This is a genomic window from Arthrobacter sp. SAFR-044 (assembly GCF_059414985.1).
In genome coordinates this window covers 138820-153125 of the sequence record NZ_JBPFDN010000009.1, presented here as the reverse complement: position 1 = coordinate 153125, position 14306 = coordinate 138820, and the positions used below count along the sequence as shown (strand labels likewise).

At 66.8% G+C, this 14306-nt stretch carries 15 protein-coding genes, 6 tRNA genes and 1 riboswitch; of the genes, 13 read left to right on the top strand and 8 right to left on the bottom strand.

Annotated elements, in window-relative coordinates; translation table 11 throughout:
• Positions 1-2 precede the first annotated feature (2 nt).
• Positions 3-929, bottom strand: a complete 927-nt coding sequence (locus ACR65J_RS15120; RefSeq protein ID WP_440170464.1) for a sulfurtransferase — start codon at positions 927-929, stop codon at positions 3-5.
• Between the two features lie 214 nt (positions 930-1143).
• On the opposite strand from ACR65J_RS15120, the gene zapE reads away from it, so the two are divergent.
• Positions 1144-2181, top strand: a complete 1038-nt coding sequence (gene zapE, locus ACR65J_RS15115; protein ID WP_440170462.1) for a cell division protein ZapE — start codon at positions 1144-1146, stop codon at positions 2179-2181.
• On the opposite strand, the gene ACR65J_RS15110 is transcribed toward zapE, so the two are convergent.
• The 7 genes from ACR65J_RS15110 to ACR65J_RS15080 all read right to left on the bottom strand — a co-directional run bounded on the left by ACR65J_RS15110 (position 2178) and on the right by ACR65J_RS15080 (position 4489).
• On the bottom strand, positions 2178-3401 hold the full coding sequence (locus ACR65J_RS15110; RefSeq protein WP_440170459.1) for a benzoate/H(+) symporter BenE family transporter: 1224 nt from the start codon (positions 3399-3401) through the stop codon (positions 2178-2180). The two genes, zapE and ACR65J_RS15110, sit on opposite strands and share 4 nt — an antisense overlap.
• Positions 3402-3542: 141 nt before the next feature.
• Positions 3543-3806, bottom strand: a complete 264-nt coding sequence (locus ACR65J_RS15105) for an antitoxin (RefSeq protein ID WP_440170457.1) — start codon at positions 3804-3806, stop codon at positions 3543-3545.
• Positions 3807-3954: 148 nt separating this feature from the next.
• Positions 3955-4026 (bottom strand) — tRNA-Val (locus ACR65J_RS15100).
• 33 nt (positions 4027-4059) lie between these two features.
• Positions 4060-4132, bottom strand: a tRNA-Gly gene (locus ACR65J_RS15095).
• A gap of 57 nt (positions 4133-4189) precedes the next feature.
• Positions 4190-4261, bottom strand: a tRNA-Val gene (locus tag ACR65J_RS15090).
• Between the two features lie 37 nt (positions 4262-4298).
• Positions 4299-4369: transfer RNA gene (locus ACR65J_RS15085), tRNA-Cys, on the bottom strand.
• Positions 4370-4416: 47 nt separating this feature from the next.
• Positions 4417-4489: transfer RNA gene (locus ACR65J_RS15080), tRNA-Gly, on the bottom strand.
• Positions 4490-4816: 327 nt separating this feature from the next.
• Here ACR65J_RS15080 and ACR65J_RS15075 point away from each other — a divergent pair.
• The 12 genes from ACR65J_RS15075 to ACR65J_RS15020 all read left to right on the top strand — a co-directional run bounded on the left by ACR65J_RS15075 (position 4817) and on the right by ACR65J_RS15020 (position 14284).
• A tRNA-Val gene (locus tag ACR65J_RS15075) sits at positions 4817-4888 on the top strand.
• 104 nt (positions 4889-4992) lie between these two features.
• A complete protein-coding gene (locus tag ACR65J_RS15070; RefSeq protein ID WP_440170455.1) occupies positions 4993-5847 on the top strand; it encodes a cytochrome in 855 nt (284 codons plus the stop codon).
• Between the two features lie 77 nt (positions 5848-5924).
• Complete coding sequence (gene def / locus ACR65J_RS15065) at positions 5925-6527, top strand: peptide deformylase (RefSeq protein WP_440170452.1); 603 nt, start codon at positions 5925-5927, stop codon at positions 6525-6527.
• Positions 6524-7444 (top strand): methionyl-tRNA formyltransferase, encoded by a 921-nt coding sequence (fmt, locus tag ACR65J_RS15060; protein ID WP_440170450.1) that lies wholly within the window; start codon positions 6524-6526, stop codon positions 7442-7444. Before def ends, fmt begins: the two co-directional genes overlap by 4 nt.
• A complete protein-coding gene (locus ACR65J_RS15055; RefSeq protein WP_440170448.1) occupies positions 7441-9030 on the top strand; it encodes an RsmB/NOP family class I SAM-dependent RNA methyltransferase in 1590 nt (529 codons plus the stop codon). Before fmt ends, ACR65J_RS15055 begins: the two co-directional genes overlap by 4 nt.
• Before the next feature lie 81 nt (positions 9031-9111).
• Positions 9112-9789 carry a ribulose-phosphate 3-epimerase gene (gene rpe / locus ACR65J_RS15050; protein ID WP_440170446.1) on the top strand — a complete coding sequence of 226 codons (678 nt, stop codon included), beginning with the start codon at positions 9112-9114 and terminating at the stop codon, positions 9787-9789.
• A gap of 39 nt (positions 9790-9828) precedes the next feature.
• Positions 9829-9977, top strand: a riboswitch (FMN riboswitch).
• 174 nt (positions 9978-10151) lie between these two features.
• Positions 10152-11291: a bifunctional diaminohydroxyphosphoribosylaminopyrimidine deaminase/5-amino-6-(5-phosphoribosylamino)uracil reductase RibD gene (gene ribD, locus ACR65J_RS15045; RefSeq protein ID WP_440170444.1), complete on the top strand. Its 1140-nt coding sequence runs from the start codon at positions 10152-10154 to the stop codon at positions 11289-11291.
• Positions 11291-11959 carry a riboflavin synthase gene (locus tag ACR65J_RS15040; RefSeq protein ID WP_440170443.1) on the top strand — a complete coding sequence of 223 codons (669 nt, stop codon included), beginning with the start codon at positions 11291-11293 and terminating at the stop codon, positions 11957-11959. Before ribD ends, ACR65J_RS15040 begins: the two co-directional genes overlap by 1 nt.
• Complete coding sequence (gene ribB, locus ACR65J_RS15035) at positions 11956-12663, top strand: 3,4-dihydroxy-2-butanone-4-phosphate synthase (RefSeq protein WP_440170440.1); 708 nt, start codon at positions 11956-11958, stop codon at positions 12661-12663. The genes ACR65J_RS15040 and ribB overlap by 4 nt, the downstream gene beginning before the upstream one ends.
• Complete coding sequence (gene ribA, locus ACR65J_RS15030; protein ID WP_440170438.1) at positions 12660-13394, top strand: GTP cyclohydrolase II; 735 nt, start codon at positions 12660-12662, stop codon at positions 13392-13394. The genes ribB and ribA overlap by 4 nt, the downstream gene beginning before the upstream one ends.
• 33 nt (positions 13395-13427) lie before the next feature.
• Positions 13428-13916, top strand: coding sequence for a 6,7-dimethyl-8-ribityllumazine synthase (gene ribH / locus ACR65J_RS15025; RefSeq protein ID WP_018770776.1), 489 nt, complete (start codon positions 13428-13430; stop codon positions 13914-13916).
• 104 nt (positions 13917-14020) lie between these two features.
• A complete protein-coding gene (locus ACR65J_RS15020) occupies positions 14021-14284 on the top strand; it encodes a phosphoribosyl-ATP diphosphatase (RefSeq protein ID WP_009358176.1) in 264 nt (87 codons plus the stop codon).
• The last annotated feature ends 22 nt before the right edge of the window (positions 14285-14306 follow it).

Below are 14306 nucleotides of genomic sequence, written 5' to 3'. Positions count from 1 at the left end.
GGTCAGGCTCCGACGGGGACGGGAACGGAACCGCGCTCCGCACCCTTGACGATCGGCACCCGCACCGCGTTGCCCCACTCGGTCCACGATCCGTCGTAGTTGCGGACGGACTCAAACCCCAGGAGGTACTTCAGGGCGAACCAGGTGTGGCTGGACCGTTCGCCGATCCGGCAGTACGCCACGACGTCGTCGCCCTCGGACAGGCCGGCCTCGCCCAGGTAGATGGACTCCAGCTCTTCCCTGCTGCGGAAGGTGCCGTCGGCGGCAGCGGCACGGGCCCACGGGATGGAGGCTGCCGTGGGGATGTGGCCGCCGCGAAGGGCGCCCTCCTCCGGGTAGGCCGGCATGTGGGTCCGCTGTCCGGTGTATTCCTCGGGGGAGCGGACATCGATCAGCGGGCCGGTGCCCAGGTGTGCCAGGACATCATCCTTGAAGGCGCGGATCGGAGCGTCGTCACGCTCAACCACCGGGTAGTTTCCGGGAGCGGGAGCAGGCCGGTCCTTTGTCAGTTCGCGGCCTTCGGCAACCCACTTGTCCCGCCCGCCGTCCAGCAGCCGGACGTCCTGGTGGCCGAAGAGCTCGAAGACCCAGAGGGCGTAGGCGGCCCACCAGTTGGACTTGTCGCCGTAGATGACCACGGTGCTGTCGCGGGAAATGCCCTTCGACGCGGCCAGTTCAGCGAAGGCGGCACCGTCAACGTAGTCGCGGGAGACCTCGTCATTCAGGTCCGTGTGCCAGTCGATCTTGACAGCGCCCGGGATGTGACCGGTTTCGTAAAGGAGCACGTCCTCGTCGGATTCCACCACGATGAGTTCGCCGCGGGCCACGGCGCCGCTTTCAACGGCGGCAGCAAGCCATCCAGTGGAGACCAGCCGCTCCGGGTGGGCGTAGGCTGCGAACTTCTCATTCTGTTCAACCGGGTAGGGCATGGCTTGGCCTTTCAGTAAGAGCACGGGAAACCGTGGAACATGCATTGGAACCTGTTCCCACCCTAGCCAGCGCCCGTGGGCTTGTCCGTATTCCGTTAATAGGACGAAATGTTGCCTTCATCACCCCTGGGACGGCAGGGCGGCGTTCAAACCGGGGACGGCCCGCGTTGCCGGTATCCTTTCTGGGGACCAACCACCAGCAGAACGGACCACCTTGGTACAGATCGAACAGCTTGCCGCCCGCACTCCGGCAGTTTCGGTGGATGAACTCCTTAAGGGCTTCTACCCGTCGCCCCGGTTCGGGGAGGTTTCCTTTTCGAGCTACCGCCCGGACCCCAAGCAGCCCAGCCAGGCTGCCGCCGTCCGTGCCCTGGAGGGATTTGCCGACGGCGTGGGGTCGGGTAACGGAGGCGGGCTTTTCAAGAAGCTGTTTGGCAAGAAGGACGAGTCCAGGGCGGGAATCTACCTGGACGGCGGCTTCGGCGTGGGCAAGACCCACCTGCTCGCGTCCCTGTGGCACGCGTCCCCGGGCCCCAAGGCCTTCGGAACCTTCGTGGAGTACACCAACCTGGTGGGTGCCCTCTCGTTCCGCAAAACCGTCGATGCCCTGAGCAGCTACCAGCTGGTGTGCATCGACGAATTCGAGCTGGACGATCCCGGCGACACCGTCCTGATGTCCCGGCTCATGCGTGAGCTGGCTGACGCCGGGGTGAAACTCGCCGCCACCTCCAACACGTTGCCTGGCTCCCTGGGCGATGGCCGGTTCGCCGCTGTGGACTTCCAGCGCGAAATCCAGGTCCTGGCGGACCAGTTCGACGTTATCCGCATCGACGGCGAGGACTTCAGGCACCGTGGCCTCCCGGCCGCCCCGGCACCGTTGAGGAACAGCGAGCTCAACGCGCACATGAAGGCGGAGTTCGACGGGAAGACGGTGGCACAGGATGAGTTCTCCACCCTCATCCACCACCTGGCCGGGGTGCATCCCAGCCGCTACCGCCAGCTGATCCACGGCATAGACGGCGTGGTGTGGCGCAACGTGGAGACCATCACGGAACAGGCTGTAGCGCTGCGGTTCGTGGTCCTGGCGGACCGGCTCTACGACAAGGACGTGCCCATCCTGGCCAGCGGCGTCCCCTTCGACAAGCTGTTCACCGAAGAGATGATGGCCGGCGGGTACATGAAGAAGTACTTCCGCGCCGTCTCCCGCCTGACCGCGCTGGCCCGTGAAGGCCAGAACCACGAGCCCTCCTAGGCGGACTTCTTCCCGGACCGGGTGCCGGGCCGCAGCACCAGGCGGACCACCAGCCCGGCCAGGAGCGCCCAAAAAGCGGAGCCGATCCCGGCGAACGCCAGGCCTGACGCGGCCATCAGGAACGTGACGGCCGGGGCGATCCGGTCGCCCGGGTCCGCCAGGGCTGTCGAGACCGCCGAAGCGAGGGTGCCCAGCAGGGCCAGCCCGGCAACGGCTTCAAGCATCCCGGCCGGCGCCCTGCTGACCACCGACACCAGGGTGGCCGAGAAAGCAGCCAGCACCAAGTAGGCCAGGCCAGACGTGAAGCCCGCGACCCACCTCCTGTTTCGGTCCCCGCCGGCTTCCTCGCCGGCGGCCAGGGCAGCACTGAGCGCTGCGAGATTAATGGCGTGCCCACCGAAGGGCGCACCCGCCACAGTTCCCGCTCCCGTGACGAGCATTGCCGGCCGCCACGGCGTCTCATAGCCGAAGGACCTCAGGACGGCCACCCCGGGAATGTTCTGCGACGCCATTGTCACCACGAACAACGGGACTGCAAGGCCTGCCATGGCATGCAGGGTGAACGCGGGTGTGGTCCAGGCCAGCGCAGGGACGAGGGCACCCGGTGCAGGTGCTCCCGCCGACGCCAGGGTAATTCCGATCACACCCAGGGCCACGAGCAGGGCTGCCGGCACCGCCCACCGCGGAGCGAACTTCATCATCAGCAACCAGCAAAGGATCACTGGCACTACAAACACCGGGACCGAACCGAGGGCCTTGAAGGGTGCCAAACAAAGCTGGAGCAGGACGCCCGCCAGCATGGCCTGCGCCAGGGAGGACGGGATGCGCGCCATCAGCCTGCCCAGCGCCGGCACCATGCCGGCCAGGGCCAGCAGCAGCCCTGCACCAAGGAAGGCTCCGACGGCGGCCGGCCACCCGCCGTCGGGCACTCTCGACGCCGCAAGCAGTGCTGCGCCCGGTGTCGACCAGGCCAGGGTCACCGGGACCCGGGAACGCCACGCGAGCAGCAGGACGCCGAGGCCGACGGTGAGCGTCAGGGCCAGCAGGCCGGACGCGGCCTGGGCCGGGTCAGCACCCACTGCCTTAAGGCCGGCAAGGACCACGGCGAAAGATGACGTGAAGCCCACCAATGCTGTGACGATCCCGGCGACGACCGGCCGGGAATTGGTCCGGGCCAGTCCGGGCGTGGCTGCAGTTGCGGGTGCGGGGGACTTGGGCATACCGGCAGGTTACCGGCGCAGGTTTACTAACCGGCAATTGAGGCTGCGAAAGCCGCCCTTAAACGCCAAAGGTGCGGGCGCCGCCTCCCGGCGGGACCCGCACCTCCTTGACGTGCCGGGCAAAGCCCTGGCCAAATCCTTTTACGGAGCCCTGTCAACCGGCGGAACCGGGTTTCCAGGAGCTGCCGGGGGAACCTGCTCGGCGGCAGGTGCCTGCCCCGGGGTGCCGTTCTTGTCAATGAGCTTGGAAGCGCCATCCTGGATCTTGTCGACGTGGCCTGCGTACTTGCCGCCGGTCCTGGTGTCGACGAAATCGCCGGCCTTGTTGATGCCGTCCTTGATGGCCTGCTCGTTGCCGCGGATGAGACCCTGAGCCTTGCCCTTTAGATCGTCAATCAAACCCACGGGCACCTCCCTTCTGTCGCGGAGCCAGGTCGCTCCTCGCGCATTCGATACTATCCGCGGGCAGGAGGTGTGCCAAGGGAATCACGTTCGCCTGCAGCGGATGCGGCGGAAACGAAAAAAGCAGCTCCGGAGAGCTGCTGTGTATGTGTGGGCGATACTGGGATCGAACCAGTGACCTCTTCCGTGTCAGGGAAGCGCGCTACCGCTGCGCCAATCGCCCGGAACCGGAAGACCGGCATATGGGATAAAAGAGAGCGGACGACGAGATTCGAACTCGCGACATCCACCTTGGCAAGGTGGTGCTCTACCAGCTGAGCTACGTCCGCATGTGTGCAGTTTGTTCCGGGTATCCGGTGGCACTGCCGGCAAGTTGCCTTGCCGAGTGGGCGATACTGGGATCGAACCAGTGACCTCTTCCGTGTCAGGGAAGCGCGCTACCGCTGCGCCAATCGCCCATTGCATCCGGAAATCCGGAAACCATGGTTTTCACCGAGGTGGGTACGGGATTCGAACCCGTGTATACGGCTTTGCAGGCCGCTGCCTCGCCTCTCGGCCAACCCACCGTGTTAGCGTCAATTCCGAAGAACGTTAGCTGTGACAGTGTCCTGCGAGCGGACGACGAGATTCGAACTCGCGACATCCACCTTGGCAAGGTGGTGCTCTACCAGCTGAGCTACGTCCGCATTTTGGAGGCTTGATTCCTTGCCGTTTCCGGCATTTCCTCGCGTTCCAACGAGTAAAAACAATATAGGAGGTTCTGGGAAACTCCAAATCGCGTCGACGTGCCAGGCCCACATGACCCGTACTGCCGCGTAACGGCGCGGATTTTTCGAGTTACAGCCATGTAATTTGAGCTCGTACGGAAGGCGGCGGCCCACGCGTGGTGCCGTCGGCTGCCCTACTTTCCTCCATGCGGGCGGGGGGCGAATCCGGCGGCCGGCCCCGCTTTCCAGCGCGGTGCCGCCGATTTTTGAATTGGGGCAGAGGTGGGCTAGCATTCAAATGCATCGGGGCGATTGGCGCAGTGGTAGCGCGCTTCGTTCACACCGAAGAGGTCACTGGTTCGAACCCAGTATCGCCCACCGCAGAGGTCCGTTTCCGCTCATCAGCAGCGGAAACGGACCTTTTTTGCGTGCGGCTCCTGCCGCCGGAGATTTTGTCGGCCCCCTGTGAAAGAGTCCTTTGTATGACTGATCCGCTTCTCGCCCACGCCACCGAATACGGCCGGATGTACGCACGGTCAACGTCCGAGCAGTTTTCAGTACCCTCCATCACCACGGTGATCAGCCAGCAGCCGCATGGCCTCGATGGCTGGTTCGGCTACATGGGGGCCAGCAGCCTGGCCAATGACCCGCTGCTCTCCGACTGCCTGGGGAGCCCCGCCAAGATTAAGCAGGCCATCAACCGTGCGGCAAAGGCTGCCGAAACCTATCGGGACGACGCCGCACGGCGCGGGGACCGGGTCCACAACTACTGCGAGCAGGTGGCCCTGCGTGCGCTGGGACGCCCGCATGCCGTGAAGGAAGCCCGCGACGCACTGGCCGCCAACGGTGAGGAGGCCTTCGCCGTGCGCTTCGACGAGTGGTGGGAACTCTTCCGCGTGGAGCCCATCGCCCCGGAAATCACGGTCTGGAACAACTCGGTGGGGTACGCCGGAACCCTTGACCTCGTGGCAAGGATCAACGGACGCATTTGCCTGATCGACTACAAGACCAAGGGCACCACGCGGGACGGACAGGTCAAGCCCCTGGATGACAAAGTGGTGATGCAGCTCGTGGCCGGCATGAAGGCGGAAGAGAGCCTCGTGGATCCGGAGGCGGGAACCTGGGAGCCCTGGAGGTACGGTGAGGACCCGGTCCTGCTGGCCGTGGCCATCGGGGAGACAGAGGTCCGGCCCGTCCGCGCCAACCCGGAGGTCCTTAAGCACCACTGGTGGAAGTTCTGCGCCCTCCGCCGTGTCTGGGAACTGTCCGCCGACACCATCAGCGCGGGCACTGCGCTGCTGCCCATCGCACCCCCGCCCCTGGCCCGCACCGCCTAAGGCGACGGTGCACGTGGAGACACTGCACCTAAACTGGATAGGTTCACTTTCCCGCCAACCGTGAGGACACCCAGCGCATGGCTATTCTGAATATCCGCATCATCGGCGATCCTGTGCTGCGCACAGTTGCCGATCCCGTGACGGAATTCGGACCCGAGCTTGCCAAACTGGTCGCCGACATGACCGAGACCATGGAGGACGTGGACGGAGCCGGCCTCGCCGCTCCCCAGATCGGCGTCAGCAAGCGCATCTTCACCTACCGGATCGACGGCGTTGAAGGCCACATCATCAATCCCGTTCTGGAGAACAGCGACGACTACCAGCCGGACCACGTGGAAGGCTGCCTGTCCATCCCGGGACTCGGCTTCCCGGTCCGCCGCTTCCGTGCCACCCGCGTCACCGGCGTGGACATGCACGGCAACCCGGTTACCGTTGATGGTGAAGGCATGCTGGCACGCTGCTTCCAGCACGAAAACGACCACCTGGACGGCATCCTGTACACCGACCGCCTTGAGGGCGAGGACCGGAAGGCGGCTCTGCGGTCCATCCGCAACGCCAATTACGACGCCGTCGCCGGGCGCACCACGGCCAAACGCGCCAAGAGTGTTGGCTCAAGTTTCGGCGGGGGAAGCTTTGGTGGAACCAGCACCCCCGGCTCCAGCTTCGGCGCAGCCGGGTGAGGGTCCTCTTCGCGGGGACACCCGCCGTCGCCGTGCCATCCCTGGACGCACTTGTTAATGCAGGGTTCAATGTCGTCGCCGTCCTGACCCGTCCCGACGCGCCGATAGGCCGGAAACGCGTGCTGACGCCGTCGCCCGTTGCGCAGCGGGCCGCCGAACTCGGCATCGAAGTGATCCACGCTGCGCGCGTAGACGCAGACGCCATTGCCGGGATCTCCGCCGTGCAGCCGGACATTGCCGCCATCGTTGCCTACGGCGGACTGGTTCCTCCTGCCGCCCTGGGCATCCCACGCTACGGCTGGGTCAATCTGCATTTCTCCCTCCTGCCCGCCTGGCGTGGAGCTGCTCCGGTGCAGAGGTCAGTCATGGCCGGAGACGATGTCACCGGCGCCGTAACCTTCCAGCTCGAGGAAGGCCTGGACACCGGGCCCGTGTTCGGCACCCTGACGGAGACTGTCAAACCCCAGGACACCGCTGGTGACCTTTTGGAGCGGCTGTCACACAGCGGCGCGGTCCTCCTGGCCCAGACGCTGTCTGCCATCGATGCCGGAAAAGCGGCGCCGCAGCCACAGGCCGGCGATGTCACACTGGCGCCGAAACTGACCCTGGAGGACGGCCACCTCAACTGGGCCCACCCCGCCCTTGCCATCAGCAGGCAGGCCCGCGGTGTCACCCCGGAACCCGGCGCCTGGACCCTGCTGGACGGGCAGCGGGTCAAACTCGAGCCCGTCCGGCTCCGGCAGGATGTTTCCGGGCTCGCCCCGGGAGCCGTGGCCCTGCAGGGCAAGGCCGTGCTGGTGGGGACAGGTTCGCACGCGGTGGAACTTACCCGAATCCAGCCCGCCGGGAAAAAGATGATGGCCGCCGCCGACTGGGCGCGCGGTTTGGCTTCACTTGAGAGCGTGGTGTTCGAATGACCGGATCCGAAGGCAACTCAGGCGGCCAGGCCGGCAGCGGCGGACCTGCCGGCGGCGGCCGTGGCAACGGCGGTCCCCGGGACGCCAGCCGGCGGAACGCCAAGGGGCGGGAACGCAACCGCGGGCCGCAACGGAGCTTCACCGAGCAGGCGCCGTCCCAACGCACCAGACGCGCAGATCCCGCCCGCCTGGTGGCCTTCGAGGTGCTCCGTGCCGTGGCGGCGGATGACGCCTACGCCAACCTGGTGCTGCCCGCACGGATCCGGCACCACCACCTGGACAAGCGGGACGCCGGATTCGCCACCGAACTGAGCTATGGGGCCTTGCGGAGCCAAGGCACCTATGACGCCATCCTGGCGCGGTGCGTGGACCGTCCCCTGGCCCAGCTTGATCCGGCCATCCTGGATGCCCTCCGCATCGGTGCCCACCAACTGCTTGCCATGCGGGTCCCCGCCCACGCTGCACTGGACCAGACCGTGGGACTCGCCCGCGCGGTTATCGGCGCCGGCCCGTCGACGCTGATCAACGCGGTCCTACGCAAGGTGGCCGCCCGGAGCCTCGAGGAATGGCTGGACCTGCTGGTGGAAGGCGAAACGGACGCTACCAAGGTAGCCGCGGTGAGGTACGCCCACCCGGAGTGGATCGTCCGGGCCATGCGACAGTCGCTCGTTGCCCACGGCCGTTCCGCAGCAGAGATCGACGATCTGCTGGAAGCGGACAATGACGCACCTGTGGTTAACCTCGTAGCCCTGCCCGGCCTCGGCAGCCTGGACGAAGCGCTGGAAAACGGCGCTACCCCGGGGGAACTGGTCGAAGGTTCCGCCCTTTCCAGCGGCGGGGACCTGGGCCGCCTGGCCTCCGTCCGTGCCGGTACCACCCGGGTGCAGGACGTCGGTTCCCAACTGGTGGCCAGGGCCCTGGCCGCGGTGGACCTCGGTGCGCCCGGGGGACCGGACGGCGCCGGAAGTGTATCCACGGGCGGTGACGCTGAAGCATGGCTTGATCTCTGTGCCGGTCCCGGCGGAAAGGCAGCGCTCCTGGGCGCGCTGGCACACCAGCATGGTGCCACGCTCCTCGCGAACGAGCCCGCTCCGCACCGGGCCAAGCTGGTCAGTCAGGCACTGTCCGCCGTCCCGCACGCCAGCTGGCAGGTCCGCACCGGCGACGGCCGGGAAGTGGGGGCCGAGCAGCCGGAGCGGTATGACCGCGTCCTGGTGGACGTTCCCTGCACGGGCCTGGGGGCACTCCGCCGCAGGCCCGAGTCCCGGTGGCGGCGCTCGCCCAAGGACATTGCCGACCTCGGGCCACTGCAGCGCGAACTGCTGGGATCGGCCCTGGCCGCTGTCCGCCCAGGGGGAGTGGTGGCCTACGTGACCTGTTCACCGCATCCCGCCGAGACTACCGCCGTGGTCGACGACGTTCTGCGCAAGCGCCCTGACCTGGAACTCCTCGACGCCGGTGCAGCCCTGGACGCGGTCAGCCTGACCGGGAGCCTCGGCGCCGGCCATGAGCTGACGGCGCAGCTCTGGCCCCACATCCACCACACCGACGCGATGTTCCTGGCGCTGATTCAGAAGAAGGCCTGACCAGCAGGAACGGCGTGACATCCAGCAACCACGGCGTGAATTACGTCGTGGGACCAGAACAACCAGTGAAAGGCACCCCCCGTGACGCAATGCTGCATCAACCCGAGCATCCTCTCCGCCGACTTCGTCAACCTTGAGGCCGAACTGCAGCGGATCAGCAATGCCGACGCCGTGCACGTGGACGTCATGGACAACCACTTTGTCCCCAACCTGACCATCGGGTTGCCGGTGGTACAGCGGATCCAGGCCGTCAGTCCCGTACCGCTCGACGCCCACCTGATGATTGCCGATGCGGACCGCTGGGCGCCCGGGTTCGCCGACGCCGGCCTGGCCTCGGTGACGTTCCACGCGGAGGCTTCCATTGCGCCCATCAAGCTGGCGCGGGAACTGCGCAGCAGGGGATCCAAAGCGGGCATGGCCTTGCGCCCCGCAACCCCGGTGGAACCCTATCTGGACATGTTGCCGGAACTGGACATGCTGCTCATCATGACCGTGGAACCGGGCTTCGGCGGCCAGGCGTTCCTGGACATCACGCTGCCCAAGATCCGCAGGGCCCGGGCGGCGGTGGAAGGCTCCGGGTTGGGGCTCGCAATCCAGGTGGACGGCGGCATCACGGAAGACACCATTGCCCGGGCCGCCGAGGCCGGGGCCAACGTTTTTGTGGCCGGTTCCGCCGTGTACGGCGCCGACGATCCGTCCGCCGCCATCGACCTGCTGCGCGCCAAGGGCAGCCGGACATTACGCGCGGCGACGGAATAACCGGGAGCCCATCCGGGTTGTGGCACAATAACAACACACATACGTGCTCCGGGGTCGGTGTAAGTCCGAACCGGCGGTGACAGTCCGCGACCCGCGAGCCGGTGTCCTCCCAGGAGGATTCCGGCAGACGGTTGAACCGGTGGAATTCCGGTACCGACAGTTAAAGTCTGGATGAGAGAAGCACGTACAGCTGTATCTGCGCAGCCTTTGGGCTCCGCAGCGTTCTGCTGTCGTATCCCCGGAGCCATCGCGGTTCGACAGGGAAGGAACGACACACGGATGAACCCGCAGCGATGGCTCTTTGACGCCGCAAGCCCTGCTGCTTCAAAGGCAGGCAACACCACCTCCACTAGGGCAGCCGCATGACGGGCGCCGTGAAGCTTCAGCCGGCCGCCGGGATGGTCACTGCCTTCAGCGCCGCCGAAACCCGCGCCATGGAGAACGCCCTCCAGGCAGCACTCCAAGGCCCGCGCGGCGCGAACCCCCTGGTGGGTGCCGTCGTCGTAAGCCCTGACGGCCGGGAACTCGTTGCCGGCTACCACCGGGGCGCCGGCACCGCACACGCCGAGGCCGACGCAATTGCCCAGGCTGCCGCCGCCGGGCTGGATCTGGCTGGCTGCACCATGGTGGTGACGCTGGAACCGTGCAACCATGTGGGCCGCACCGGGCCGTGCACGGAAGCGATCATCGCCGCCGGGATCACGGACGTGGTCTACGCCGTCGATGACCCCCATGACCCCGCTGCCGGGGGCGCGGCAACATTGCGCGCAGCAGGCGTCCGGGTCCGCAGCGGACTGGGCGCCGACGAAGCCCTGGACCTGAACCGCCAGTGGTTCGAGGCAGTGGCCGCCAAGCGGCCCTTCGTCACCCTCCACATCGCGCAGACCCTTGACGCCCGCATCGCCGCCGAAGACGGCACCAGCCAGTGGATTTCCAGCCCCGAGTCCCTGGCGGACAACCACGGGATCCGCAGCCGCATCGACGCCATCCTGGTGGGCACCCAGACCGTGCTGGTGGACAACCCCCGGCTGAACGCCCGCGACGCCGCCGGCAACCCAGCGCCCAAGCAGCCGGTTCGTGCCGTCATGGGCCTGCGTGGGATTCCGGAGGGCGCTGCGATCCACGGCGACGACGGCCTGGCCGTCCACCTTCCCACCCGCGACCCCCACGAAGCGCTGTCCATGCTGTACTCGTCCGGCATCCGCCACGTCATGGTGGAGGGCGGATCCAGCATCCTGAGCTCCTTCCTGTCGGCCGGACTGGTGGACGAACTCATCGTGTACCTGGCGCCCACCCTGCTGGGATCCGGCACACCTGCACTGAACGGGCTGGGCATCACCAGCCTTCCCGACGCCCAGCAATGGGACTGGGACGCGTCCGACGGCGGCGCGGTGCGGACGCTGGGACGGGACCTTCGGCTCCACCTCAGACCGCAACGGATAGTTGCACTCGATCACCCACCAACCCGCGGCAGCGCGGGGCAAGCCCAGGGAGGCTACTGATGTTCACCGGAATTATCGCCGAGCAGGGGCAGGTGCTGTCGGTGGAGCGCGACGGAGACACCAGTGCCACCGTCCGGCTCCACGCACCGTCCTCCACCGAAGGCCTGGCACTTGGCGGCTCCATCGCCGTCAACGGGGTTTGCCTGACGGCAACCGCACTTGACGGCAAGGACTTCAGCGTGGACGTCATGGGGGAGACCCTGGTCCGGAGCACCATTGGCGAGCTCCGTGCAGGCGACTCCGTCAACCTGGAGCGCTGCGTTCCTGCAGGCGGGCGCCTGGACGGCCACGTGGTGCAAGGCCATGTTGACGGGGTGGGCGTCCTGCTGGAACGCGAACCCCAGGGCAACTGGGAGCGGCTGCGTTTCGGCGTTCCCGCCAACCTGGCCCGCTACATCGCCGAAAAAGGCTCCATCGCCATTGACGGTGTTTCCCTCACCGTGACGGCCGTCAGCCCGGCAGCCGAGCAGGAACCCTGGTTCGAAGTGGGGCTGATCCCCACCACCCTCGCGGAAACCGGCCTGGGCACCAAGACCACCGGCAGCCGGGTGAACCTGGAAGTCGACGTCCTGGCCAAATACACCGAACGGCTGCTTGCCTTCCGTGGCGCCGGAGCCCCGGCCGGCAGCGGCGAAACCGAAGCCGCCATCGCGGGAGGCGCACGGTGAACGCAGCAGTACGCCTCGAGCGGGCCGTGGCCAACGAGGGACTGGACTCCATCGCGGACGCCGTGCGCGCCATGGCCGCCGGACGTCCCGTGCTGGTGGTCGATAACGAGGACCGCGAAAACGAAGGCGACATCATCTTCGCCGCCCAGCATGCCACGCCGGCGCTGATGGGCTGGACCATCCGCTACAGCTCCGGCGTGATCTGCGTGCCGCTCACCGGGGACCGCGCCGATGCACTGGCACTGCCCCCCATGACCGCCGTCAACGAGGACGCAAAAGGCACGGCCTATACCGTCTCCTGTGACGCCGCCTCCGGTGTCAGCACGGGGATCTCCGCCACCGATCGGGCCCTGTCGGCGCGCATCCTGGCGGACCCGCAGGCCGGACCGGCATCCGTGACCCGGCCGGGGCATATTTTCCCGCTCCGTGCAGTTGAGGGAGGTGTGCGGGAACGCCAGGGCCACACCGAGGCCGCTGTGGACCTGTGCCGCCTCGCAGGCCTTGAACCCGTAGGGGTGATCGCGGAAGTGGTGTACGACGACGGTGAGATGATGCGCCTGGACGGGCTCCGTTCGTTCGCAGCTGAACATGGGTGCCCCCTCATCTCCATCGAGGACCTGGTGGCGTATCTTGAAGCCGGGGCCGGGGGCGCCCCGGATGAGGATGCCCGGGCGGTCCCGGGCGGAGAAAAGGAGAAACGATGACGGCAGCGGCAGGCAGCGGCGACAGCCACCACAACGGTCACCGGAAGACCCACGCGGTGTCCGGTGAGGCGCCCCACCCCGTCAGCGGAGGGCCCGTGGTGCAACTGCCCACCGCCTTTGGCGACTTCGTGGCGCAGGCGTGGACGGACCTCGTGACCGGCGTGGAACACCTGGCCGTCAGTTCCCCCAATGCTCCCACCGACGGAAAAGCACCCCTTGTCCGGCTGCACTCCGAATGCCTCACCGGCGATGTCTTCGGGTCCTACCGGTGCGACTGCGGGGAACAGCTCGCCTTCGCGCTGGAACTGATCCGGGACAACGGCGGAACCCTGCTCTACCTTCGCGGCCAGGAAGGCCGCGGCATTGGCCTGGCCAACAAGATCAAGGCCTATGCGCTGCAGGAGGCCGGCTTTGACACCGTCGAGGCCAACGAGCAGCTGGGGCTGCCCGTTGATGCCCGGTGCTACAAGGCCGCGGCGCAGATCCTCGCCGAAATGGGGCTGCATGAAGTACGGCTGCTCAGCAACAATCCGGACAAGCAGAACAGGCTGGCCAAGGCCGGGGTGACAGTGGTGGAAATGGTACCCACAGAGGTCCCCTCCCGCGAACAGAACATCCGGTACCTGCGCACCAAGAAGGACCGCATGGAACACCGGCTGCTGCTGGACACCGAGGCGGCTCCCGTGCCCGTGACGGCCCCCGAAACCCCCTACGACCACGAACAAGACTGACGTCTTCACGAACGAACGGAACACAAGAAACCCATGAGCGGACACGGCGCCCCCGACATTGACCTCAGCACCCTCAACCCCGCTGAAACCTCGCAGCTGAAACTGGCAATCATTGCTGCCAGCTGGCACACGCAGATCATGGACGGACTCCTGGACGGCGCACTCCGTGCCGCCAAGGATGCCGGCATCGCCGAGCCCACCGTGCTTCGGGTTCCCGGCAGCTTCGAACTTCCCGTTGCTGCCGCGCGGCTGGCACCGCACTTTGACGCCGTGGTGGCCCTCGGCGTCGTGATCCGCGGCGGGACCCCGCACTTCGATTACGTCTGCCAGGCCGCGACGTCGGGCCTCACCGACGTCAGCGTGTCCACCGGCGTGCCGGTAGGCTTCGGCGTGCTCACCTGCGACAACGAACAACAGGGCCTGGACCGCGCCGGCCTGCCCGGCTCCAAGGAAGACAAGGGCCACGAGGCCGTGACGGCGGCGCTGGCCACCGCCGTCGTCCTCAAGCAGTACCGCAGCTAAGCCGCGGCGCGCCGCACGGGCGCGGTGTGTATTCCCTCACATCGCGCCCGTCATGCAACTACCCGGGAAGCGCCGCCGCGTCCGCAGCAAGTAGGCTGGAGGGCGTGAAGAATTTCGAGACGCTGTTCGCTGAGCTCAGCGAGAAGGCAGCCACCCGCCCGGAAGGCTCCCGCACCGTCGCTGAATTGGAGTCCGGTGTTCACGGCATCGGCAAAAAAGTCGTTGAGGAAGCAGCCGAAGTGTGGATGGCTGCCGAATATGAATCCGATGAAGCTGCGGCCGAGGAAATCTCCCAGCTGCTGTACCACCTGCAGGTTCTGATGCTCGCCAAAGGCCTGACCCTGGAAGACGTCTACAAGCATCTGTAGCCACCGGCCCGGCGCACTTTCC

What these genes read in the sequence shown, in the direction of transcription:
- ACR65J_RS15120 (WP_440170464.1), bottom strand. Translation starts at nt 929, where the DNA reads ATGCCCTACCCGGTTGAACAGAATGAGAAGTTCGCAGCCTACGCCCAC.
- ACR65J_RS15110 (WP_440170459.1), bottom strand. Translation starts at nt 3,401, where the DNA reads ATGCCCAAGTCCCCCGCACCCGCAACTGCAGCCACGCCCGGACTGGCC.
- ACR65J_RS15070 (WP_440170455.1), top strand. Translation starts at nt 4,993, where the DNA reads ATGACTGATCCGCTTCTCGCCCACGCCACCGAATACGGCCGGATGTAC.
- def (WP_440170452.1), top strand. Translation starts at nt 5,925, where the DNA reads ATGGCTATTCTGAATATCCGCATCATCGGCGATCCTGTGCTGCGCACA.
- ACR65J_RS15055 (WP_440170448.1), top strand. Translation starts at nt 7,441, where the DNA reads ATGACCGGATCCGAAGGCAACTCAGGCGGCCAGGCCGGCAGCGGCGGA.
- ribD (WP_440170444.1), top strand. Translation starts at nt 10,152, where the DNA reads ATGACGGGCGCCGTGAAGCTTCAGCCGGCCGCCGGGATGGTCACTGCC.
- ACR65J_RS15040 (WP_440170443.1), top strand. Translation starts at nt 11,291, where the DNA reads ATGTTCACCGGAATTATCGCCGAGCAGGGGCAGGTGCTGTCGGTGGAG.
- ribA (WP_440170438.1), top strand. Translation starts at nt 12,660, where the DNA reads ATGACGGCAGCGGCAGGCAGCGGCGACAGCCACCACAACGGTCACCGG.
- ribH (WP_018770776.1), top strand. Translation starts at nt 13,428, where the DNA reads ATGAGCGGACACGGCGCCCCCGACATTGACCTCAGCACCCTCAACCCC.